This window comes from Sphingorhabdus sp. M41 (assembly GCF_001586275.1).
Taxonomy (GTDB): domain Bacteria; phylum Pseudomonadota; class Alphaproteobacteria; order Sphingomonadales; family Sphingomonadaceae; genus Parasphingorhabdus.
The window spans coordinates 1,912,646-1,935,807 of sequence record NZ_CP014545.1 but is presented as its reverse complement, the minus strand read 5'-3'; the positions used below and the strand labels follow the sequence as shown (position 1 = coordinate 1,935,807).

General features: G+C 57.2%; 21 protein-coding genes. 13 read left to right on the top strand and 8 right to left on the bottom strand.

The features are described from left to right. The first annotated feature begins 59 nt into the window (after positions 1-59). Together lepA and AZE99_RS09215 are read left to right on the top strand one after the other, a co-directional pair. Positions 60-1,865 carry a translation elongation factor 4 gene (gene lepA / locus AZE99_RS09220; RefSeq protein WP_067200143.1) on the top strand — a complete coding sequence of 602 codons (1,806 nt, stop codon included), beginning with the start codon at positions 60-62 and terminating at the stop codon, positions 1,863-1,865. Between the two features lie 144 nt (positions 1,866-2,009). After that, the gene (locus AZE99_RS09215) at positions 2,010-2,225 is read left to right on the top strand and encodes a hypothetical protein (RefSeq protein ID WP_067200140.1); all 216 of its coding nucleotides are present in this window, start codon (positions 2,010-2,012) and stop codon (positions 2,223-2,225) included. Positions 2,226-2,230: 5 nt separating this feature from the next. Here AZE99_RS09215 and AZE99_RS09210 read toward each other — a convergent pair whose 3' ends face one another. The 3 genes from AZE99_RS09210 to prfB form a co-directional block, all read right to left on the bottom strand. After that, positions 2,231-3,034 carry a class I SAM-dependent methyltransferase gene (locus tag AZE99_RS09210; RefSeq protein ID WP_082788489.1) on the bottom strand — a complete coding sequence of 268 codons (804 nt, stop codon included), beginning with the start codon at positions 3,032-3,034 and terminating at the stop codon, positions 2,231-2,233. Positions 3,035-3,213: 179 nt separating this feature from the next. Then, positions 3,214-3,387 (bottom strand): hypothetical protein, encoded by a 174-nt coding sequence (locus AZE99_RS16115; protein ID WP_156472181.1) that lies wholly within the window; start codon positions 3,385-3,387, stop codon positions 3,214-3,216. Positions 3,388-3,552: 165 nt separating this feature from the next. Beyond that, positions 3,553-4,680, bottom strand: a complete 1,128-nt coding sequence (gene prfB, locus AZE99_RS09205; protein ID WP_067200137.1) for a peptide chain release factor 2 — start codon at positions 4,678-4,680, stop codon at positions 3,553-3,555. Positions 4,681-4,911: 231 nt separating this feature from the next. Between prfB and AZE99_RS09200 the strand changes: the two genes are divergently transcribed. From AZE99_RS09200 to AZE99_RS09175, 6 genes are all read left to right on the top strand, one after another. Beyond that, positions 4,912-5,661, top strand: coding sequence for a carbonic anhydrase (locus tag AZE99_RS09200; protein WP_082788307.1), 750 nt, complete (start codon positions 4,912-4,914; stop codon positions 5,659-5,661). A gap of 39 nt (positions 5,662-5,700) precedes the next feature. Further along, positions 5,701-6,651 (top strand): oxidoreductase, encoded by a 951-nt coding sequence (locus AZE99_RS09195; protein WP_231862579.1) that lies wholly within the window; start codon positions 5,701-5,703, stop codon positions 6,649-6,651. A gap of 119 nt (positions 6,652-6,770) precedes the next feature. Beyond that, entirely contained in the window at positions 6,771-8,168 is a 1,398-nt protein-coding gene (locus tag AZE99_RS09190; protein WP_067203488.1) for a circularly permuted type 2 ATP-grasp protein, read from the top strand. A 13-nt stretch (positions 8,169-8,181) separates the two neighbouring features. After that, positions 8,182-9,132: an alpha-E domain-containing protein gene (locus AZE99_RS09185; RefSeq protein WP_067200131.1), complete on the top strand. Its 951-nt coding sequence runs from the start codon at positions 8,182-8,184 to the stop codon at positions 9,130-9,132. 2 nt (positions 9,133-9,134) lie between these two features. Beyond that, positions 9,135-9,935 carry a transglutaminase family protein gene (locus tag AZE99_RS09180; protein ID WP_067200128.1) on the top strand — a complete coding sequence of 267 codons (801 nt, stop codon included), beginning with the start codon at positions 9,135-9,137 and terminating at the stop codon, positions 9,933-9,935. A 32-nt stretch (positions 9,936-9,967) separates the two neighbouring features. Then, positions 9,968-10,705: a peptidase gene (locus AZE99_RS09175; RefSeq protein WP_067200125.1), complete on the top strand. Its 738-nt coding sequence runs from the start codon at positions 9,968-9,970 to the stop codon at positions 10,703-10,705. Here AZE99_RS09175 and AZE99_RS09170 read toward each other — a convergent pair. Continuing rightward, entirely contained in the window at positions 10,702-12,723 is a 2,022-nt protein-coding gene (locus AZE99_RS09170) for a GMC family oxidoreductase N-terminal domain-containing protein (RefSeq protein WP_231862578.1), read from the bottom strand. The two genes, AZE99_RS09175 and AZE99_RS09170, sit on opposite strands and share 4 nt — an antisense overlap. 44 nt (positions 12,724-12,767) lie before the next feature. Further along, entirely contained in the window at positions 12,768-13,796 is a 1,029-nt protein-coding gene (locus tag AZE99_RS09165; protein WP_067200123.1) for a YncE family protein, read from the bottom strand. Between the two features lie 146 nt (positions 13,797-13,942). Between AZE99_RS09165 and AZE99_RS09160 the strand changes: the two genes are divergently transcribed. The 3 genes from AZE99_RS09160 to AZE99_RS09150 all read left to right on the top strand — a co-directional run bounded on the left by AZE99_RS09160 (position 13,943) and on the right by AZE99_RS09150 (position 16,660). Continuing rightward, positions 13,943-14,515 carry a hypothetical protein gene (locus AZE99_RS09160; RefSeq protein ID WP_067200120.1) on the top strand — a complete coding sequence of 191 codons (573 nt, stop codon included), beginning with the start codon at positions 13,943-13,945 and terminating at the stop codon, positions 14,513-14,515. Between the two features lie 3 nt (positions 14,516-14,518). Next, positions 14,519-15,235, top strand: a complete 717-nt coding sequence (locus AZE99_RS09155; protein WP_067200117.1) for a hypothetical protein — start codon at positions 14,519-14,521, stop codon at positions 15,233-15,235. 120 nt (positions 15,236-15,355) lie between these two features. Continuing rightward, on the top strand, positions 15,356-16,660 hold the full coding sequence (locus AZE99_RS09150) for an FAD-dependent oxidoreductase (protein WP_067200115.1): 1,305 nt from the start codon (positions 15,356-15,358) through the stop codon (positions 16,658-16,660). Here the strand turns inward: AZE99_RS09150 and AZE99_RS09145 are convergent. Further along, positions 16,657-17,550 carry an alpha/beta fold hydrolase gene (locus AZE99_RS09145; RefSeq protein WP_067200112.1) on the bottom strand — a complete coding sequence of 298 codons (894 nt, stop codon included), beginning with the start codon at positions 17,548-17,550 and terminating at the stop codon, positions 16,657-16,659. The genes AZE99_RS09150 and AZE99_RS09145 overlap by 4 nt on opposite strands. A 78-nt stretch (positions 17,551-17,628) precedes the next feature. Here AZE99_RS09145 and AZE99_RS09140 point away from each other — a divergent pair, with 78 nt between their 5' ends. Continuing rightward, the gene (locus AZE99_RS09140) at positions 17,629-19,371 is read left to right on the top strand and encodes an N-acyl-D-amino-acid deacylase family protein (protein ID WP_067200109.1); all 1,743 of its coding nucleotides are present in this window, start codon (positions 17,629-17,631) and stop codon (positions 19,369-19,371) included. Positions 19,372-19,503: 132 nt separating this feature from the next. Continuing rightward, on the top strand, positions 19,504-20,295 hold the full coding sequence (locus AZE99_RS09135) for a peptidoglycan-binding protein (protein ID WP_067200108.1): 792 nt from the start codon (positions 19,504-19,506) through the stop codon (positions 20,293-20,295). A gap of 184 nt (positions 20,296-20,479) precedes the next feature. Here the strand turns inward: AZE99_RS09135 and AZE99_RS09130 are convergent, their stop codons facing one another. Then, entirely contained in the window at positions 20,480-22,561 is a 2,082-nt protein-coding gene (locus tag AZE99_RS09130) for a TonB-dependent receptor (protein WP_067200105.1), read from the bottom strand. Between the two features lie 98 nt (positions 22,562-22,659). Beyond that, positions 22,660-23,106 (bottom strand): hypothetical protein, encoded by a 447-nt coding sequence (locus AZE99_RS09125; RefSeq protein ID WP_156472179.1) that lies wholly within the window; start codon positions 23,104-23,106, stop codon positions 22,660-22,662. Positions 23,107-23,162: the final 56 nt, after the last annotated feature.

The following is a 23,162-nucleotide window of genomic DNA, read 5'->3' as shown; positions in this document are numbered from 1 at the left end:
GCGGGGCGGGGCGGACGTTTCCTGCTGACAAGGGCTTGCGCCCCTGCTAACGGCTGGCCATGACCGAACGTTCCCATATCCGCAATTTCTCCATCATCGCCCATATCGATCATGGCAAATCGACTCTCGCCGACCGGCTGATCCAGCAGACCGGCGGGCTGACCGAGCGCGAGATGAGCGAGCAGGTGCTCGACAATATGGATATCGAGCGCGAGCGCGGGATCACGATCAAGGCGCAGACGGTGCGGCTGAACTATACCGCGAAGGACGGCGAGACCTATGAGCTCAGCCTGATGGACACGCCGGGCCATGTCGACTTTGCCTATGAAGTATCGCGGAGCCTGGCGGCCTGCGAGGGCGCCTTGCTGGTGGTCGATGCGGCGCAGGGGGTCGAGGCGCAGACTCTGGCCAATGTCTATCAGTCGATCGAACATGATCACGAGATTATTCCGGTGCTCAACAAGATCGATCTGCCGGCGGCCGAGCCGGAGCGGGTGCGGCACGAGATCGAGGAAATCATCGGGATTGATGCGTCCGACGCGGTGCTGGCCAGCGCCAAGTCGGGGATCGGCATTGAGGATATATTGGAGCAGATCGTCGCCAAGATCCCGCCACCGGGTGGGGATCGCGACAAGCCGCTGAAGGCGATGCTGGTCGACAGCTGGTATGACCCCTATCTCGGCGTGGTCATTCTGGTGCGGGTGATCGACGGGGTGATCACCAAGGGACTGAAGATCAAGTTCATGGCTCAGGGCACCGAGCATCTGGTCGACCGGGTCGGCTGCATGCGGCCGAAGATCGAGCAATTGCCGGAACTGGCGGCCGGCGAGATCGGCTTTATTACAGCGCAGATCAAGGAAGTCAGCCAGACCGCGGTCGGCGACACGATTACCACGGTCAAAAATCCGGCGGCCGAAGCCTTGCCGGGCTTCAAGGAAGTACAGTCGGTGGTTTTCTGCGGATTGTTCCCGGTCGATGCGGCGGACTTCGAGAAATTGCGCGAGTCTATCGGCAAGCTGCGTTTGAACGATGCGAGCTTCACCTTCGAGATGGAGACCAGCGCGGCGCTTGGCCAGGGCTTCCGCTGCGGTTTTCTGGGGCTGCTGCATCTGGAGATCGTCCAGGAGCGGCTGACCCGCGAATATGATCTCGACCTGATCACCACCGCGCCGTCGGTGGTCTACCGGATCGTGATGAACGACGGTAGCGAGCAATTTCTGCACAATCCGGCGGACATGCCCGATATTGTCAAGATCCGGGAGATCGAGGAGCCGTGGATCGAGGCGACCATCTATTGCCCCGACGAATATCTCGGCGGCATATTGAAGCTCTGTCAGGACCGGCGCGGGGTGCAGAAGAACCTGACTTATGTCGGCGACCGCGCGCAAGTGGTCTATGAATTGCCGCTCAACGAGGTGGTGTTCGACTTTTACGACCGGCTGAAGAGTATTTCGCGCGGCTATGCCAGCTTTGATTATCACCAGATCGGTCTGCGCACCGGCCAGCTGGTCAAGATGAACATCATGGTCAACGGCGACCCGGTCGACGCGCTGAGCATGATCGTCCACCGCGACGCCGCCGAATTCCGTGGCCGGCACATGTGCGAGCGGCTCAAGGACCTGATCCCGCGTCATCTGTTCAAGATCCCGATCCAGGCCGCAATCGGCGGCAAGGTGATCGCCCGTGAGACCATCTCTGCCATGCGCAAGGATGTCACCGCCAAATGCTATGGCGGCGATATCAGCCGCAAGAAGAAGCTGCTCGACAAGCAGAAGAAGGGCAAGGCGAAGATGCGCGAATATGGCAATGTCAGCATTCCGCAGGAAGCGTTCATCGCGGCGCTGAAGATGGGTGACGAGGGCTAGGCACGAAGGGAAGAGGCGAGCGCTGATTTCCGGCGTTTTTGTGACAAATCGAGGGGCAACAGCCATTGAAACCCGATGGAAATTCGGGTATGGTATATTTGTAGTTAAAAATCACGGGCGCAGACTGCTTACCAGGAGCCTTCGATGTTCGGCCTATTCGATCCCCCCTATCGCCGCGTCAAAGATGAGCGCGAAATACGCTATTTTTATTCCAAATATGGTGAGGATGCGCCGGTCGTCTTGAATGAACGAGCAAGCGATGAAGCGCTGTCATCGCGTGACAGGCGTCACTGGCGGCGTTTGGCTCGCAAAGCACGCCGGCATAGAAATCAGTGGATGGATGAGTTGAAAATCAGCTGACATCTTCATTCGCTTTCCCGCTGATAGGGACAGGATATGATTTTCGCGGGCGATATAGCTGGGCCCTTCGCCCGGAACCGCGCAAAATAGCCGCCGAGCTCTGGCCGTTCCATGAAGCCAACCAGTTCATAGCCCACAGCTTCGAACTCGCAGAAGAGCTGCTTTGGCGGAATGCCGTGCTGCGACACATCGCGATTGACGTCCACCACGATCACTTCCCCGGCCCCGTTCGGTCCGCTCTTGTCGAGCAGCGCCGGGCGCAGGCGGGACAGGAAGGCGTAGGGCTCGCGGACTTCATGATACATGTGGACCAGAAAAATCCGGTCGAAGCTTTTCTCTGGCAGCCGGGGATCATCCGGTGCGCCCAGCTTGATCGAGACATTGTCGAGGCTTTCCCGATTGACACGCTCGGCCAGCCGGTCGATCGCGGCCTCGTCAATATCCTGCGCCAGCACCCGGCCTCGGGTGCCGACCTTCTCGGCCAGGCGCACGGTATAATAGCCTTCCCCCGCACCGATATCGGCTACCGTCATGCCCGGCTCCAGGCCCGCCGCCTTCATGATCTCCTCGGCCTCGCCGCGCTTGTCGCGCGCGGTTTCGGTCGACCATTGATTGCCGGCCAGTTCCGACACCGGCCGCGAAGCCGGCGGATAGGCGCGCGCGGTTTCGGCGCGCAGATCATTGTCGTCGGGCACTCGCTTGCAGGCGCCGAGCGGCGCGGAGAGCAGCAGCAAGGCAGCGAGACCTGCGATCAGGCGGACAGACGAGCGGGCAGGCGGCAGAGCGCTTCTGGCGGCAATATTTTTCATCGCCGGGAGACTAGGCGAGCGCACCGCCCGGTTCAATCCCTCTTTGCCTGCCAAATCCCTGCATGCCGTTTTCCCCTCGCGCCAGACGTGAGGCTGCCCGGGCTGGTGCCGCGCAAAAATAAAGGCGCGTGACAAAAGGCCGGCGGTAACCTGAAGAACTGGTCGCAGGGTCACACGGGTCACACCCCGTAAAGCAGAAAAACATCCGGCGCGGCGGAGTCGGTTGAACCTGTTGAAAATTCGCCATTCGTGAGCAAAATATCGGCTGCCAGGCTGAAGTTCATTGGGAAATGTTTCGGCTGCATGTGACTGCAATCCGACAGTTGTGCTGTTTGGTTGAGATCGTCGGTCATGCGACTAGCATAAGCACTGCGGAACGATGTAGGACAGAAGTTTTCTGCTGTTACGACAAAGCTTGTCGTAGCACGCTTAACGGCGCATTTTGTCCTTCGACTGGTTTGGGACGAACGGAATGGATTAGCGCATTCTTCGCCTGTCGGCGCAGGAGTGACGTCTCCCTAATCCACATCCTCGACATCGACCTTTTCGCCCGTCACCTTCTGCGCCAGAGTTGCCGCGATAAATTCGTCGAGGCCGCCATCAAGAACGGCACTGGGAGCGCTGCTGGTGTAGCCGGTGCGCAGGTCCTTGACCATCTGATAGGGTTGCAAGACATAGGAACGGATCTGGTGCCCCCAGCCGATTTCGGTCTTGGCTTCATATTCGCCCGAGGCTTCGGCTTCGCGGCGCTGCAGTTCGGCTTCGAACAGGCGCGCTTTCAGCATGCCCATGGCGGTAGCGCGGTTCTTGTGCTGGCTGCGGTCATTCTGGCTGGCGACGACGATGCCGGTCGGCTGGTGAGTGATCCGCACGGCGCTGTCGGTGGTGTTGACATGCTGGCCGCCGGAGCCGGAAGCGCGATAGGTGTCGATCTTGAGGTCGCTCTCGTTGATCTCGACCTCGAAACTGTCATCGATTACCGGATAGACCCAGACGCTGGAGAAGCTGGTGTGGCGTTTGGCGGCGCTATCGAACGGGGAGATGCGGACGAGCCGGTGGACGCCGCTTTCGGTCTTGGCATAGCCATAGGCATTCTCGCCCTTCACCTCGATCGTGGCGGATTTGATGCCGGCCTGGTCGCCAGCCTGATAATCGACCATGCTGACCTTATAGCCACGAGCCTCGGCCCAGCGCTGATACATGCGCAGCAGCATTTCGGCCCAGTCCTGGCTCTCGGTGCCGCCAGCACCCGCGTGAATTTCGATATAGGTGTCGAGGCTGTCGGCTTCGCCGGAGAGCAAGGCCTTGACCTTGTCGCGATCGGCCCGAGCAGCCAGCTTCTCAAGGCTGGCGGCGCCTTCGTCAGCGAGTCCGGCGTCGCCTTCTTCCTCGGCCATCTCGATAAATTCGAGCGCGTCATTGCGTTCCTGTTCGATTTCTCGCGCGGCACTGATCGATTCATCGAGCCGGCGGCGCTCGGTCATCACCGCCTGCGCGGCCGTCTGGTCGTCCCACAGGGTCGGGTCCTCAACGCGAGCGTTCAGCTCGTCGAGACGCCGCAGCGCGACATCCCAGTTGAGCGAGGTCCTGATCAGGTCAAGGGCGGCGTCGATCCGGTCGACATAGGATTGCGCGTCGGCACGCATGATATTCTCCAAAGCTAATGGCAGCAGCGATTAGACGATATCGACGGGAAGTAAAGTGATGTGGGGAGTGGGCGAGGCTGAGAAGATGTGAATGCAGCACATTGTCATTGATAATTTCTATTGATATGGCAATTTTTAAGTAATTGGATCGTCGTGAGGATAATAGCTAAAAGGCGGGGGTGAAAGCGGGGCGTGGCAATCATTGCGTCGCATCTGTATGAAAGGAAAACAATGGTCTATCGCAGAATTTCCGGCACTGTTCTGGCAGCGCTGCTTTTCACCACTCCTGCCGTAGCAGGCCATCACAAACCCTATGGCTATGGCGCCGACAACGGCCCGGAAAAATGGGGCCAATTGTCCGACAAATATGCGCTGTGCGAAAGCGGTGACATGCAGTCGCCGATCGATTTGGCCAATGCCAATGCAAGGGGAAATGTGGCGCTGGCGGTGAAATACCAGGCCGGACCGCTGACGGTTTCGAACAAGGGATTGACCATACAGGCCGATTTTGCAGCCGGTTCTTCGATGACCAGCGGCGGTGCGACGTATAACCTGATCCAGATACATTTTCACACGCCGTCCGAACATGCGATTTCCGGCAAACGCTACCCGCTTACTGGCCATTTTGTCCACGCCACTGAAGGCGGCAAGCTGGGTGTATTGGGGGTGATGTTCGAAGAGGGAGCGGTCAATGCGGAACTCGGCAAGATTCTCGCAGCGGCGTCCAGTGAGAAATCAGAGCCGGCGACGATCTCCGGCCAGATGATCGATCCCAATGGCATGCTGCCCGCGGATCGCTCGGTCTATCGCTATATGGGTTCGCTGACGACGCCGCCATGCAGCGAAGGAGTGAACTGGTTTGTGCTGAAGGCCCCGATCACGGCGAGCGCCGATCAGATTGCAGTATTCCAGACGCTGATGGGTGACAGCGCGCGTCCGGTGCGGGCGCTCAACAACCGGCTGGTGGTGGCTCCGGAGTGATCACTGGGTTGCTGATTTTCTGTCGGACACGAGACTTATGTGGTAGATAGGGCAGGGGATCAGGAAGGTGGCGGTATGACGATCGAGAATTTTACGGACAAGGACGTGCCCGACCAGAGCGGGCGCGTCTTTTTTGTCACCGGCGCAAATAGCGGCCTTGGCTATCAGGCCGCCAAGCTGCTCGCGGGCAGGGGTGCTCGGGTGCTGCTTGGCTGCCGTTCTGCGGAAAAGGCGGAGGAGGCGATGGCCGATATTCGTGCTGTCTATTCGGAAGCAGATATGCGGTTCATTCCGCTAGATCTGGGGGATCTAAAGTCCATTCGCAGTGCGGCAAATCTGGTCGTGGAGGAGCCTCGGCTTGATGTCCTGATCAACAATGCCGGGATCATGATGCCGCCTCGAGAAGAGACCGCTGACGGTTTTGAATCCCAATTTGGCGTCAATCATCTGGGAACCTTTGCGCTGACCGGACTATTGCTCGGCAAGCTGGCAGAAGGGCGGGAGCCGCGGGTCGTGATCACCGCCAGCATGGCGCATCGTAGCGGCCGGATCGATTTCGACGATATCAATGCGGAGGACAGCTACAGCCGCTGGGGCCGTTATGCGATGAGCAAGCTGGGCAATTTGCTGCACATGTATGAACTTGACCGGCGATTGCGCGCAGCCGATTCCCCGATCAACGCAGTGGCCTGTCATCCTGGTGTTGCAGATACGGAACTGACCAAGAATTTTCCGGCTGTCCTGGTTTCCCTGTTTCGGCCCGTGTCCAGCCTGTTCATGAACAGCGCCGCACAAGGGGCCTGGCCGACGCTGGCTGCTGCTGCCGGCGAAGATGTCAGGGGTGGTGAATATTTCGGACCAAGCCGCAATGGCGAATGGACCGGCCCGGCGCGCGAAGTGCAGCCAAGACCGAAAGCCAAGCGGATCGAGCCGGCTAAAAGGCTTTGGGATATTTCGGAAGAAATGACCGGCGTAAAATATCCGGTTTGAGCCCTCAGGTCCTTGGTATTTCCCTAATTCCTTTGCTTTCAGGGCCTTGTTGCGCTAGCTAAAGCGCGGGAGGACAGGTTTTTACGTTTCGCCCAGGGGGATATTGCTTGTTCGATGAAATGATGGGTAGCGGGGAACATGTTCGGCCTCCTTATCAAGACTATAAAGACTGGCTCGATCGCGAAGATGTCAAGCGTCTGCATCGCAAATCGGCCGACGCTGAGGCCTTTTTCCGGAAAACCGGGATCACGTTCAATGTCTATGGGCAGGATGAAGCCGACGAGCGGCTGATCCCCTTTGACGTCGTTCCGCGCGTGCTGTCGGCGCGCGAGTGGCGCAAGCTGTCAAAAGGCATCGAACAGCGGGTTCGCGCGATCAATGCCTTTCTCTATGATATTTATCACCGGCAGGAGATACTGCGTGCGGGCCGGGTGCCGATCGACCTGATCGCCAATAATGCAGCGTTTCTGCCCCAGATGATCGGCGTCAATCCGCCAGGGGGCATTTACACGCATATTATCGGCACGGATATTGTCCGGACCGGTGACGAAGAATTTTACGTGCTCGAAGACAATGCCCGCACTCCGTCGGGTGTCAGTTACATGCTCGAAAACCGTGAAACCATGTTGCAGATGTTTCCTGAGCTTTTTGCCAAGATCAAGGTGCAGGAAGTCAGCAACTATCCGGGTCAGCTGCGTCGCTCGCTGGCGGCTTGCGCACCGCCGAAATGTGAGGGCAAGCCGGTTGTTGCGGTGTTGACCCCGGGCATTCACAACAGTGCCTATTTCGAGCACAGCTTTCTCGCCGATCAGATGGGCGTGGAGCTGGTCGAAGGACATGATCTGAAAATTGTCGATGGCCGGGTCGCCATGCGCACGACCGAAGGCTATACCGCGATTGATGTCCTTTATCGCCGGATTGACGATGATTATCTGGATCCGCTCAATTTCAATCCGCAATCGATGCTCGGTGTGCCGGGCATATTCGATGTCTATCGGTCTGGTGGTATTACCATAGCCAACGCACCGGGAACCGGAATATCTGATGACAAGGCGCTGTACAGCTACATGCCCGACATCGTTGAATTCTATACCGGCGAAAAACCTCTGCTTGAAAATGTACCGACCTGGCGCTGTTCTGAAAAAGATCAGCTCGCCTATGTGCTTGAGCATCTCGAAGAACTGGTGGTCAAGGAGGTCCACGGCTCGGGCGGTTATGGCATGCTGGTCGGACCCGCTGCCTCGAAGAAGGAGGTCGCCGCTTTTCGCGCCAAGCTGATTGACAACGCCAGCAATTATATTGCGCAGCCGACGCTGGCACTTTCCACCGTTCCGATTTTCACGAAAAAAGGATTGTCGCCGCGGCATGTTGATCTCAGGCCATTTGTTCTGGTTTCGCCCGAGGGCATCAGCATCACACCGGGAGGTCTGACCAGAGTGGCAATGACCAAAGGGTCGCTGGTAGTGAACAGCAGTCAGGGCGGAGGCACCAAGGATACATGGGTGCTCGAAGAATGAGGGGGCGTCTCTGATGCTGGGTAAAACAGCTGCAAGCCTGTTCTGGATGTCACGTTATCTTGAGCGTGTGGAAAATAGTGCGCGTTTCATCGAAGCGGGATTTCGTATCGCGCTGACCCGGTCGGCATCGGCAAGCGGAGAATGGTCTTCCGTCCTCAAGTCAACAGGCGTGCTTGAGGCCTATCGCGCCAAGCATGATGACTTTGAATCTGGCAAGGTTATCGATTTTCTGCTTCGCGATCGCGACAATGCAGGCAGTGTCATGGCGCTGATGAAACAGGCCCGGGATAGTGCAAGGACAGCCAGAACCGCGTTGACGCGTGAAGTATGGGAGGCGACCAACGAAAGCTGGATTACTTTAAATTCAGCGATGGCCAAACCGGTAAGAGAGCAGGACCTGCCTGAAACTCTGGGACTGATCAGGCAACAAAGCGCTTTGGTCAGAGGTGCGACCCTCGGTACCATGTTGCGCAATGACGGTTTCAATTTTCTCCGTCTGGGCAGTTTTCTGGAGCGTGCCGATAGCACGGCGCGTATTCTCGACGTGAAATATTATCTGCTGCTTCCGTCAGTCGCTCTGATCGGATCATCGGTCGATAATGTACAATGGGAAACGATCCTGCGATCTGTTTCAGCGCACCGATCGTTTCGCTGGCTCAATGGACCGGATATCAGTGCCAAGGCAGTGGCGGACTATTTGATGCTGCATAAGCAGATGCCCCGGTCATTGACCTTCTGCTATGCCAAGATCAGCGATAATCTGAACTATCTTGACGAAAATTATGATCGCAAAAGCCGGTCCGGCGAGCTCGCGCACGAGATCTGCAACAATATTTTGAGCAAGCCGATCGAGGCGATTTTCGAATATGGCCTGCACCAATATATCGCCGATTTTATCGCCGCAAATAATGGTCTGGCGGCGCAGATCGAAACGGATTTCAATTTTCAGGACCGGATCGGGTAATCATGCTGCTGAAGATCAATCACGAAACCCGCTATATATATGATGCCCCGGTGCAATATGGATTGCAGCAGGTTCGCCTGCGTCCGAAGGAACGGCCCGGACAAGAGGTTAAAAGCTGGAATATCGAAATTGATGGCGGCAAAGTTGAACTGTCCTTTGTCGACCAGCATTGCAACCATGTCGATCTGATCAGCATCGACCGCGGGCGCACGGAAATCGCGATCAAATGCACCGGCGAAGTCGACAATAGTGACGGCAGTGGAATCATGGGATCTCACTCGGGGTTCGCGCCGCTCTGGTATTTCAAGCAGGCGACGGATTTGACGAAGCCAGGAGCGGAAACCCGAAAGCTGGTAAAGGCGCTCGGCGACGATTTTGAAAATGATATTGCCAAGCTTCATGCCCTGTCAGCGGCTGTGGTCGAGAAAGTTGCATATCGCACCGGCCAAACTGACGCCGAGACGGATGCCGAAACCGCGCTCAGGGTCGGAGAGGGCGTCTGTCAGGATCACAGCCACATTTTCTGTGCTGCTGCGCGGATGCTCGGCTTCCCCGCTCGTTATGTTTCAGGCTATCTGATGATGAGCGACCGGGTCGATCAGGACGCCACCCATGCCTGGGCCGAGGCCTATATCGAAGGGCTGGGCTGGGTCGGATTTGACGTTTCCAATGGCTATTCTCCGGATGAACGCTATGTGCGGATTGCAACCGGTCTTGATTATCGGGAAGCATCACCGATTTCCGGATTGCGATTTGGTTCGGGAAGCGAAGATATGATTGTCACGCTGCAGGTTCAGCAGTAATCCAATTTACAAGCTAATTCAGGAATTTTAAAATGACTTATTGCGTGGGCCTGCGGATGAAACGCGGCCTTGTCTTCATGTCGGATACCCGCACCAATGCCGGTGTCGACGATATTGCCCAGGTCAGGAAACTGACCAGCTGGGAAGTGCCGGGCGATCGGGTGATCACGCTGCTTTCTGCTGGTAATCTGGCGACCACACAGGCGGTTGTCAGCCTGCTGGATGAACGTGGCAAGCACCCGGACGATCGCAATCCATCAATCCTTCAGGCGCCATCGATGTTCCAGGTCGCGACTATAGTCGGCGACACTTTGCGCGAAGTGGTCAAAACCTATTCTCGCGAAGGTCAGGAAGCCAAGTCTCCTTTTGGTGCGACGCTGATACTCGGCGGACAGATCCATGGCAGCGATCCCAGGCTGTTCATGATCTACCCGGCCGGAAATTTTATCGAAGCCAGCGATGACAGCCCCTTTTTCCAGAGCGGTGAAACCAAATATGGCCGTCCGATCCTTGTCCGGGCCTTTGACCCGGACATGACTTTCGAAAATGCGGTCAAGTTGCTGCTGGTCTCTTTCGATTCCACCATTCGTGCCAATCTGGCGGTGGATTTACCGCTGGATATGCAGATCTATGAAGCTGACAGTTTCACGGTGACGCACAAGCAGCGGGTTGAAAAAGACGATCCCTATTTCCAGTCGATTTCGGAAGGGTGGGGGGATGCGTTGAAAAACGCGTTTCAGTCGCTGCCCGATTTCCGTTTCAATAACTAGCCGAAGCGTCTTTTTCCGGCCAGCGCCCTGTGCGCCATCGCCATGGTGGTCAGTTGCGCATTGACGCGAATGCAACTGGGCATGACGCTGGCATCAGCGACATAGCAATTGGTTGTATTGTGCACGCGCTGGTTGAGATCGACGACGCCCTTGTGCGGATCCACGTTGATGCCATTGCCACCGTGCGGATGGGAGCTCGACAGGACAACATCATCGGGCTCGACGATCGCGGTTTCGTAGAAGGCATCAATCTCGTCATGGCTCATGTCGCAGGTCAGCGTCTGGCCACGCAGAAGGGCAGGGTAGACTTCGATCGCGCCGTTGAGAAAATGGACTTTGGTCATTGTCGCCAATGCACGACGCAATAATGCCAGTTCCTTCTCGCCAATTTTCAGCTTGAGCTTGCCATCGTCCATATAGCCCAGCCGGTCGGCCGGAAACAGGACGCCGGCGGAGACCAGCCGATTGTAATTTCTCATCCGCTCGAAATGATCCTCGAACCAGCCGGGGACTAACGTCGCCATGCTCATTGGTGGCTGAAAATGGCTTTCGATCAGAAAATCGCCGCGGTCGACATAGGTCGCCATCTGGTCCTCGTTCCAGACATTGACCTTTGTGCCTTCGGGCATCAGCGCGACCACGGGGCAGGCTATGTTGAGCGAGATATTGCTGCCTGACTGCAAAATGCCGCTATTGTAGAGGAGATTGCTGGACGCCAGTGCGCCTGCGGCAACCACCACGCCTTTGCGGGCACGGATGGTGCGTTTGCCGCCGTTGCTCAGTCGGATTTCCACGGCATGCGCAATTCTTTTGCCATTGGCGCCTTCGTCCCACAATATTTCGGTCGCCTCGGCCCGATCCAATATCCGCGCCGGTTTGCTGCGCGCATTGCTGGTTGCATGGGCGAGAAAGCTCTCCGGCATGGCTTTTTTTCTGCCGTAGGGACAGCCGGTATTGCAGTATCCACAATATACGCATTCGCTATCCGCAGTTTTCGGGCCGTAGTTTTTTCTGAACCATGCGGTGACGGCCCTATGGTCCATCGGATCGTTCGACTGTGCGGCATATTTCTTCCAGCCGTCGATCAGGTGGGGACCATTGTTGCGGCCAACGATTGGCTCAATTTCGGAAACTTCAAGCGCCTGTTCGACCGCTTCGTAACTGAGCGCCAGATCGGTTTCGCTGACCGGAGCGCCCAGCCTGGCCCATGTTTCATATACATCTTCGGCGTCGGGATGGACGAGGCCGGCATGCTTCATGCGCAGGCAGATGCCATTGTTGATGACGGTCGATCCGCCGACCACCCGGCCCTGAAATACGATGATGTCGCGATCGGAAGTCGACTGTAGGGCGCCATCCTTGAACAGTCGTGCGGTCATCCGGGCTTCCTGATGGGTGATGCGGGCTGAAGGATAATGGCCACCCGCCTCGATAATCAGAGCCTGATGCCCCTCATCGGCGACTGCTGCAGCGGCGACTGCACCACCAGCGCCCGAACCGATCACGATCACGTCGGTTTCTTCGGGGACCGAGTCATGGCCGACGAATACCCCGGCCTTGAGGTCGCGCCTGGGCTCGCGGCGAACAGACCGTTCTCCGGGAGCGGAGCGGTCGCGCTGTGCCGGCAATTCATATTCCAGGTCAGCATAAATGGGATTGTCGAAATTCGCTTCTTCATCTCCCGGCAGCCAATGGCCGTAATAGCCGGCCAGTATGACGCCCTTGGTGCGCGCGATGTCCTGAAACAGGTCGATCCGGGAATTCTGCAATCGGCGGCGGATCAACCTCTTCCGGAATGCGGGAGTCGCTGCCAGGAAAACAGGTCCACCCAAAAGGAGCAGCAGGCCGTAAAGGGCCATGCCTATCTCGCTTGGCTTGTTGCCTTCGATATTGGAGAATTGATACTGGACATTATCGACCACCTGATCGGGAGTAATGACCATCGTGCGATCGTGAAACAAAGCTTCCGCCATCGCCTTTATCATCAGCTCCTGCAGTCGATTGAACGGCTTTTTCAAACTTCATCTCCCTAGGTGCGACCCCGGGTGTCTATCGATTTTACTCAATCCTCGGTGGCGTGGGCGTTCAAGCTGATACCCAATCCGTCTCCGTCTCTGCCAGCCTTGAAACGGCGCAGAACTTTACCCGCTGCCAGATCCACTTCCGCAATAGTATCAGGACCAGTTTCGGCAACATAGAGTTTTTTGCCATCGGGCGAGAACAGGATGGTGACTTGCTGGGATTCGGCGGTGCCGCTGATTTCAATCTCTCCGCTGGGTTCGCGTGTTGCGACATCGAACAAGCCGAGCGCTCCGTCACCCAGATTGGACGTAATCGCGGTAGCGCCATCGGGGCTGATGGCGATCCGGATTGGAAATTTGCCGGTCTCGATAATCGTCAGTTGTTCGAGGTTCAGGGCATCAAAAACGCGCAATTGGTCGCCACGACGATCGGCGACCCAGACGGTCGCGCCATCGGGTGTGATCGCCAGTCCTTCGGGTTCGGTTCCCGCCGGTAAGTCGGCGATCCTGGTCATTGCCAGCAGATCAAGCACGCTGACCGTTCCCGATTGCATGTTTGAAACAAAGGCGCGGGACTTGTCGGGTGTGACCACCAGCATGTGACTGCCCTTCTGACCCGTTTCTATCGTAGAAATTTCTCGTTTCTGCGTTTCGCCGGCCGGCGGCGAGACAATGGTGATATTGTCGCTGCCTTCGGTTGTCGCGATGATCCGGCCGTCGTCCAGCCACAGGATTCCATGCGGTCGGCGGGCAGGGGCGAGGGACACTGTTTCGATCCGTTCCATCGCTGTGATGTCAAAAATATCTATGGTTTCCCCACCATATGAAACGACGGCAGCAAGCTTGCCATCGGGCGATATCGCGATTTCATGGGGCTGATGTCCGGTATCTCGCCGCGCGGTTTCGGTGCCTCTTTCCAGATCGATGAAGCTGAGGCTGTCTTCGCCCTTATTGCCGACGAGCAATGTTCCGGCCTTTGTCCCCGATTCAGCGGCAAGCTGGCCACTGCATCCGGAAGCAGCGACAAACAGGATCGCCGCCGAACAGAAACGTGCTATTTTCTTGGCCATTGTCCAACCTATCCTATCATTTAACGCAGGATAACAGCTAATTATCGTTTTCCTATCCCTGTTTTTGACGCAGATGTGATGAAAACCACTGCTGGAGAAGGTAGAGATGATAGGATAAATATTCTGATAGCCATCGAGGATATGTCATGCGTGTAAAAGATCACCGCTTCACTTCCACACTGGTTGCCGCAACATTGGTCGCGGGCCTTGTCCTTCCTTCGCCTGCGTCAGCTCAATTTGGCGGGCTGTTCAAAAAGAAGCCGTCCGCCGACAGCACCTCGGAGAGCAAGAACGAGGATTGCGCCGGCGATTCAAAAAAATCGATCGGCAAATCCATATTGGGCAATATGATCGGCGATTTTACGCGGCGGGCAACCAGGGGCTTGGGCGTTGTCGGCTCCTATATTCCGCGCGCGGAAGTGGCCGATACGCTGACCAATTCGATCGCGTGCCGACTGGATCCTGATGAGCAGTTACAGGCTGCTGAAGCGACGCGCAGCGTGACTCGTTCCGAGCAGCTTGGTGCCAGTGCGCAATGGACGAGCGCGACCCGGCCCGGCGTCTCGGGAAGTTCTATAGCGACAGCGAAATCACAGGCGGCAGACGGTACAAGTTGCATGACCATCACAGATATTGCTATCGTCGACGGCGAAGAAACCCGTGTGTCCAAGCGGATGTGCAAAGCTCCCGGAGAAACACGATATATAGTCGTGGCATGAAATATGAATAACAAGATCAAAACCGCCATCGTCATCGCCTCGCTTTTTACCCTGGGGGCTACCGATGTTAAGCCCGGTATGGACCCGGATAATCCAACCTGTCCGCAAGCTCCCAATTGGTCGACCAACAAGACGATGGAGCTGACGCCAAAAATGATCGACGGCACCAAGATATTGCTGGCCGAAGGAGCAGTCGATGCCGGCTTGCCCGACCGGATGCGCAAGATGCTGGCGGATAATCCGGACATATCCGAAATATGGCTGCGGTCTTCCGGCGGTAATGCGAGAGCCGGCAATGAAGCCGGCCGGGCGATCCGGGAATCCGATGCCCTGATCATCACCCGAATCCCCCAGGGCTGGACCTGTTTCAGCGCCTGCAATTTTGTCTTCATGGGAGGCAGGGCCCGGATCGTCGAGCCCGGCGCTCATTTCATGGTCCATATGTTCACCATGACCAACGATCGTAATGCGATCAATTACAGCATCGAAATGGGCACCGATTCAACGGTCGGCCTGATCGGCGAAGTTGAGCAGCAAAGCGCGCTTCTGGCCACTGAAGATAATGACTTCCTGATCCGGATGGGCGTGTCGCGGAAATTATTATCCGAAATCATGTACAAGACCAATGCGGTGAAAACCGAGGACGGCGACAAGTCCACCCGTCGCTGCCTGACCAATGAGGAAGCGCTGCGTTACAACGTCGCCAATGTTGGCGGCTAGACTTGTTCCCACAGAATCCCGGCCTCCCGAAAATGACAGCGCCCTTTTGCTTTTCTTTTGAAATTATGGCGTTAGCATGAGGTTTCGCTAATCGGGCCAGCTAATCGGGGAGGCAGGACTATGCGTCATATTGCGATCATTGGATCGGGACCGGCAGGCTATTATTCGGCGGAAGCCGCGCAGAAGAAATTCGGCGACGATGTCGCTGTTGACATAATCGACCGCTTGCCCGTTCCCTTCGGTCTGATCCGCACCGGCGTCGCGCCCGACCATCAATCGATCAAGGCAGTGTCTCGGCGTTACGAGAAAACCAATCTGGGTGACAATGTGCGCTTCGTCGGCAATGTGACGGTTGGCGAGGATGTCAGTGTTGGCGAATTGCAGGAACTATATGATGCCGTGGTGCTGGCAACCGGCGCGCCGAATGATCGTGTTCTGGATATACCGGGCAGTGACCTCAAGGGTGTCATCGGCAGCGCCGCCTTTGTCGGCTGGTATAATGGTCATCCGGATTTCAAGGATCTCGATCCGCCGCTCGACGCCCGGTCGGTGGCGGTCATCGGCAATGGCAATGTCGCGCTCGATGTCGCGCGAATATTAGCGAAGACCGAAGATGAATTTGCCGGCAGTGATATTGTCGGCCATGCGCTCGATGGCCTGAAACAGAGCAAGGTCGAGAAAATCACCTTTCTCGGACGGCGCGGACCGCACCAGATCGCGATGACGCCCAAGGAACTGGGCGAACTGGGGCAGCTGGAACGGGCCATACCGGTAGTTGATGCGGAGGATTTTCCGGACCTTGGCGATGATGCGATGCTCGAACCCGGCATGCGCAAATCGGTCACCCATTTGCGCAATTTCCAGATTGACGAAGACGGAGCGCAGCACAAGCCGATCGAGATTGTCTTCGACTTTTTTGCGATGCCGGTCGAGATCCGCGGCGATGGCAAGGTCGAGAAACTGATCGTCGAAAGGACCGAGCTGGACAAGGACCTGCGATCCATCGGTACCGGTGAGCGCTACGAACTCGATTGCCAGATGGTGATAAGCTGCATCGGCTATCGCACCCCGCCGATCGAGGGAGTGCCCTATGAACATGGCCGCGGCCGGTTTGCCAATACGGACGGGCGGATATTGCCGGGACTCTATTGCGTCGGCTGGGCGCGGCGCGGGCCTTCGGGCACGATCGGTACCAACAAGCCAGACGGTTTCGCGATCGTGGATATCATCGCCGAGGATATTGGCTCGGGCAGCAACAAGGAAGGCCGCAAGGGTCTTGATCGTCTGTTCGATGCACGAGACGTAAAGGCGGTTACATTTCGCGACTGGAAGAAAATTGAAGAGGCCGAAATTGCCCGCGCAAGAGATGGTTCGCCGCGCGAAAAATTTACCGATATCGCCGACATGATTGCAGCGCGGGACTAAGCGGACAACCACTCCCGCAAAATCGAATTCACCTCCTCCGGCGCTTCCTGTTGCACCCAGTGCGACACGCCGGGTAGGCGATGCAGTTCGAGATCGGGCACCCACTCTTCGGTGCCGTCGGTGCAGCGTATGTCGATGGCGGCATCTTCCTCGCCCCAGATCATCAACGTGGGTACATCAACCATGCCATCGCCTATCTCCCGCGCGTCCCTGGTGCGGAGCAGGGCGCGGTAATAGTTGATCATCGATCGCAGTGCGCCGGGGCGGCTGGCGGCATCGGCATAGACTTGCATATCAGACTCGGGGAAACGGCTCTTGTCGACGGCCATATTGGTAAAAGCCTGCTTGATCGCTTCTGCTCCGTTACGGCCAAATATCCGTTCTGGCACCCACGGCAATTGGAAGAAGAAAATATACCAGCTTTTCCTGAGCTGATACCAGTGCTGTATTTCCCGCTGGGCGCATTTCGGATGGGGGACGTTCATGATCACCAGCCGGGTCAGCGGGCGGATTTTCAGGATCGCGAAATGCCAGGCGATGATCGCGCCCCAGTCATGGGCGATCAGGGTTATCTCATCTGCCCCGCTGGCATCGATCAGCGCCGCGACGTCCTCGACCAGCCTGTTGAGGCGATAGGATTCTACGCCCTCAGGTTTGCTGGAGCCACCATAGCCACGCAGATTGGGCGCCCAGACTTTATAGCCCAGTTCGACGAGCAGCGGAATCTGATGCCGCCAGGAATAATTCAGCTCGGGGAAGCCATGCAGGCAAAGCGCCAGCTTTTTGCCCTCGCCAGCTGTAGCCACTTCAAAATTCAGGCCGTTGGCTTCGACCCATTGCATCGCAATGCCGCTCGCCGGCTCCGGATTCCATGTGAAATTATCTTGCATGACCTTTCCTAGCATCAGCGGACTTTAACCATCCAGTTAAATCTGTTAAGCATGGCCAAAATTATAAGGAGAGACTCGATGCATGATCTGGTAATTCGTGGCGGTACGGTTGTTGATGGTACGGGCGGCGCGCCTTTTGTGGCTGATATCGCCATTGATGGTGATCGCGTTTCGCTGGTCGGAACGGTCGCGGCACAGGGCCGTGAAGAGATTGATGCTTCGGGGAAATTCGTCACCCCCGGCTTTGTCGATGTTCACACCCATTATGACGGACAGGCGACCTGGGATGATGAAATGGCGCCTTCCAGCTGGCACGGTATCACCACAGTGGTGATGGGCAATTGCGGCGTCGGCTTCGCGCCCGCCCGGCCCGATCGTCACGAATGGCTGATCAATCTGATGGAAGGCGTGGAGGATATTCCCGGTACTGCGCTGGCCGAAGGAATGAGCTGGAACTGGGAAACATTCCCGGAATATCTGGACGAGCTGGAAAGAATGCCGCGCACGGTGGATGTCGCTACCCATGTGCCGCATGGCGCGGTCCGTGCCTATGTGCTGGGCGACCGGGAAAAGCCTGGCGCGGTGCCGACGCAGGATGAAATCGATCAGATGTCGAAAATTGTCGAGGACGGGTTGAAAGCCGGTGCTCTCGGATTCTCGACTTCGCGGACGATCCTGCATCGCAGTATCGATGGCGAGCTTGTGCCCGGTACCACGGCGACCAAGGAAGAATTGATCGGCATCGGCCGTGCCATGGGCCGGGTCGGCTATGGCGTGTTCGAAATGGCGAGCGATCTCAACAAGGAATGGGACGAATTTGGCTGGATGGGCGACCTCAGCCGCGAAACCGGCATGCCGGTGACCTTTGCGGCGCTGCAGTCGATCGCCAAGGACCAGTCGCTCGACGAGCAGATTGCCAATATGCGCGCGGAAAATGACAATGGCGCCAATATCGTGGCGCAGATCGCGCTGCGCGGAAATGGCATTGTCATGGCCTGGCAGGGCACGGTGCATCCCTTTGTCCGTCACCCGAGCTGGATGGCGATGGAAGACCTGAGCTGGGACGAGAAATATGCCAAGCTAAAGGATACTGCATTCAAGGCGCAATTGCTGAGCGAAACCAGCACCCCGCCGGAACAGGTTGATATCGTGCCGGTCTTCATGATCATCACCCAGGGCTGGTCGATGCAGTTCGAGATGGATCTGGATTTCAACTATGAACCGCAGGCCGACGAAAGTATCGCCGCGCGCGCGGAAGCCGCAGGCAAATCCGGTGCGGAATATGCCTATGACCTGATGATGGCGGATGACGGCAAGGGCTTCATCTATCTGCCCTTGCTCAACTATATGGATGGCAATCTCGATTTCCTCGAGACATTGCAGCAGGCGGATGACACGGTGAACAGCCTGTCCGACGGCGGTGCCCATTGCGGCACTATCTGCGATGCGGCGAGCCCGACCTTCATGCTCGAACATTGGGTGAAAAACCGCAAGCGCGGCACGATCAGCATTGAAAATGCGATCAAACGGCAATGTCTGGATACGTCTCGGCTCTATGGCCTGAACGATCGCGGCGTGCTGAAGCCCGGCTATCTCGCCGACGTCAATGTGATCGACATGGAGCGGATTAAGCTGGGCAAGCCCTGGCTTGCGTTCGATTTGCCAGCGGGCGGCAAGCGGCTGCTGCAAAAGGCAGATGGCTATGATTATACGATCAAGTCGGGGCAGGTGACCTTCAAGGGCGGCGTCGTGACCGACAAGCGTCCCGGCGGGCTGATCCGTGGTCCGCAGATGGTGGAGATGCTCGAAGCGGCGGAGTAAAATATCGACGCAGCAGGAGTCGATTGGGTCCTATTCCAGTTCAGGCTCTTGTTGTAGTCATTCTGCAATTTGGAGCGGGTTACGCAAAATCCGCCAGCAAATGGGGTCGCATTTTCCAAGGGAGGAAATGTGATGATTGCGGTAGATATAGACGTTTTACAGAGCATCATGCCGCGCTTTTCTGGCGCAAACCATAGCAAGCAGGCGCGTATCGTCGAGGCTATTTCCGGCAAGATGCAGGAAACGCTGGCAAAATATGAAATCGATACGCCGTTGCGTGTGGCGCATTTTCTGGCGCAAATTGCGCACGAATCCGCTGGCTTCCGAACCACGGAAGAATTTGCATCGGGTGCGGCTTATGAAGGTCGAAGCGATCTCGGCAATAGCCAGCCGGGTGATGGGCGTCGCTACAAAGGTCGCGGGTTGTTGCAGCTGACCGGACGCGCCAATTACCGGGCGCTTGGCCAGAAGATCGGTCTCGATCTGGAGGGCAATCCGGAACTGGCAGCGGAACCGGTGACCTCTCTGGTCATCGCCTGCGAATATTGGAAATCTCGCAACATCAACCGGCATTGTGACCGGGATGATTTGATCCGGGTGACCAAGGCAGTCAATGGCGGTCTCAACGGGCTGGATGACCGCAGGCGCTATCTGGGCAAGGCGAAAACCGCTCTGGCCCGGGTAGAAGCGCTCGGGCATGAAGCGAATGCGAAACCAAATTCTCGTCCCGTTCTGCGACGCGGCCTGAAGGGTAGTCAAGTGGCTGCGCTGCAGGAAATGCTGCGCGAGAAAGGCTATATGGTAGCGATTGACGGGGATTTTGGACCGGCGACCGAGACCATTGTTCGCCAGTTTCAGAAGAACAAGAAGCTTGATGCGGACGGGATTGTCGGCTCGAAAACCTGGAAGGCGCTTGAAGGCTAGGAGCGCGGAATACCGGTCCGGCGGTGGCGAAAATGCGGGAATTTGGCGGCTAGATTTCTCTCTCGCGAGCGATGGGGGTTGCTTCACCCGCCCGGTTCCCTCCCGAACCGGTAAACGGCCTGTATAGCGACGTTGTGAGTGCGCAGCCGGTTTTCCGGCTGCGCCCCCAAATCAAATTGCGGAACTAGAATCCTGTCCAGCGTATCCGGATAAATGCGCTTCTGCCCACTCCGGGTAAACGTGCGCCCAATGCCACGTCCGAACCGTCGACCCGATTATAGCCGGCCAGATGTTCGGTATAGTTTTTATTAAGCAGATTTTCGACACTGGCGTCGAGCGTGAGACCTGGTGTCAGTTCGACATGACCGAACAGGCCCGCCAGCAAATAACCATTGCTCGGCTGTTCGTCATTGGTGGCAGATACATTGTTCTGATCTGCAAAGGCCTGCAGTTCCGCGCCCAAATACCAGGTGTTCTCCTGCCAGCTCAAAGCGACGCGCGCATTTGGCGGAGCGATACGATAGATATTATCATCAATGTCGCGACGTTTCGCCCGGACATAGCTTGCGGTGCCATCGAGATTCAGCGGCCCGCTGATATTCCAGCCGAAATCCAAGTCGGCACCGTAAATCTCAGCATCGACATTGCCAAAGCGCAAGGGTGTCGGATCGCCGTTCATATTTGCGACCATTTCCACCGGACTGTCGATGATTTCCGGCGTGTGATCATATGGCACGCCCTGGATGAAATCATCGACGCGACGATAAAAAAGCGTGGGCCGCGCATAGAAGCGGCTGTCCTGATAGTCGAAGCCGATCTCGGCAATCCATGCCTTTTCATTCTTCAGATTCAGATCGCCGACATAGATATTGCCGTCGGCAAGCCCGCCACTTGCGCCGGTCGGCAGCCATGAGAAGCGCTCGATTGCATTGGCGACACGGGTTTTACGCGCCAGCGACAGGCGGGGCTTGAAACTCCCCATATCGCTCCAGAAGCGCGCCGCGATATCGATCGTGTCATCGGACCAGCTGCGATCCGAAGCGGCAAAAGCACTGGCAAGAACGCGCGGGCCCATCGGAACTGCGCTGCCCAGCAACGGCGATCCTGCCTCCATCCGGTGATGATCAAGGCGTGCGCCGATTTCGGCTTCAATCGGCCCAAATCCGAGGCGACTTTCGACGAAACCGCCGATCCTACTACCCGAAATATTGTTGAGCGATGTCAGGAAGAAGCTGGTGTTCACCGGATTGGTGATCCGCACATCCTTGTCCATCACTTCAACATCCGCGCCCAATCGGACATGCCGATCCGGCGTTCCAATGCGCAGCGAAGTGGAGGCCGTGCTGCTATCTGCATCGGCAAAAGTGGCGCGCAGGTTCATCGGGCTGGCTGGTCCTTGCCGCAGCGAAAAATTGTCCATCAGATGGCGAACCGCGACATGGCCGGCTTCCACTTCAAGATAGAGATTGTCGCTGAGCTTGCCTTCAAAGGCGAGGCTCAGGAAGTCCGTGTTGAAATACTGGATATCCATCGGGAAAGGCGGGTTGCCGGTCGGATCGGTTTCCTGACGTCGATAAGACAAGGTCAGGCTGCCGTCACCGACTTTCAGCCCCGCATGCGCGCCATAGTTCAGTCGCTCGAAACTGGATGAAGCGATGATGCCGCCCGGATATTGCAGATCATCGCCTTTCTCGTAGGACGCTATCACTCCCAGTTTGACCCGTTCACTGGACAGGCTGACAAGCCCTCCCGTCAGATAGCTGTTGTCGCCGCTGCGATAGCCGGCGGTCAGATCGGCTTGTGGTTGCATCGAAGCGCTGTCGGAGAATTCAGCCTGCTTCAGAATGGCATTGACGCCGCCGCCAAGGCCCGGCCCCTTGCGGACCGGGCTGATGCCGCGATCAAGTTCAATCCGGTCGACCAGAGCCATGGGCGCATAGTGCAGCGGCGGGTCCATCAGATTGGGTCCGCCCGACGAAAAGCGCTGTCCATTGACCCGGACCAATATCCGGTCACCAAACAGGCCGCGATACTGGACCTGGCCGGACAGGCCGCCATTGTCGATCAGGGCTGCACCCGGAGCGCGGGCCACCAGCGACGCTGCGTCGGGAGTGGAAACAATCTCCTTGTTGCTTTCAATCTCGTCGGTGGTGGCTTTGTCGCGCTGACCGGTGACAATGATATCGGTGAGCGGGTCGGCTTCGGCAAAAGCAGGCGAGGCAAGGGCGATGTTCGCCGTAAAGACAGTCAATATTCTTCTGTTCATGATAATTCCCAAACGGCCATGTCCCACCGCGTGGGAGAGCCGGAAAAAATGCAAATGGTGCGATCATTCACCCATCAAGGCTAAGATCGCGCGCTATTTCAGATGGTTCGGGAAATTACCGGCGGCCCGGTCGCGGGCGGGATATTAATCCGGTTGCGCAGCGCGAAGCGGCGGGGTTCGGATGGTTCGTGCATGGCCGGAGGCAATGTCGACATTGCGAGCTCTGGTGCGGAAGCGACAAGGCCAAAGGACGTGCCACCGGCGAAGGCGCAGGCAGGCGTTGATGGTTCCTGTTCGGGTTCCGGCGCGCTCTCGTTCTGCTGACCATAGACCAGCGTAAGCAGGTCAAAGTCGGGGTTGTCCGGCGTGATCACCAGCTTGCTGTCGGCGTGGCCCGAGCAAAGTTTGATCGCAAAGCCGCTCGCGGTGTGCGTGGGCATGAAGCCTTGCGGCGTCAGCGCACTCACCAATATCGCGAGCAAAGCGAATGCGTGGATCGCCGGGTTGGTTTTCAGGAACCGGGAGAGGGAGAGAGGTCGAGTCATTGTCTATGTGGGCGCTATATGGCGCGGTGAGCGCAAATGCTAGTCATCTGAACACG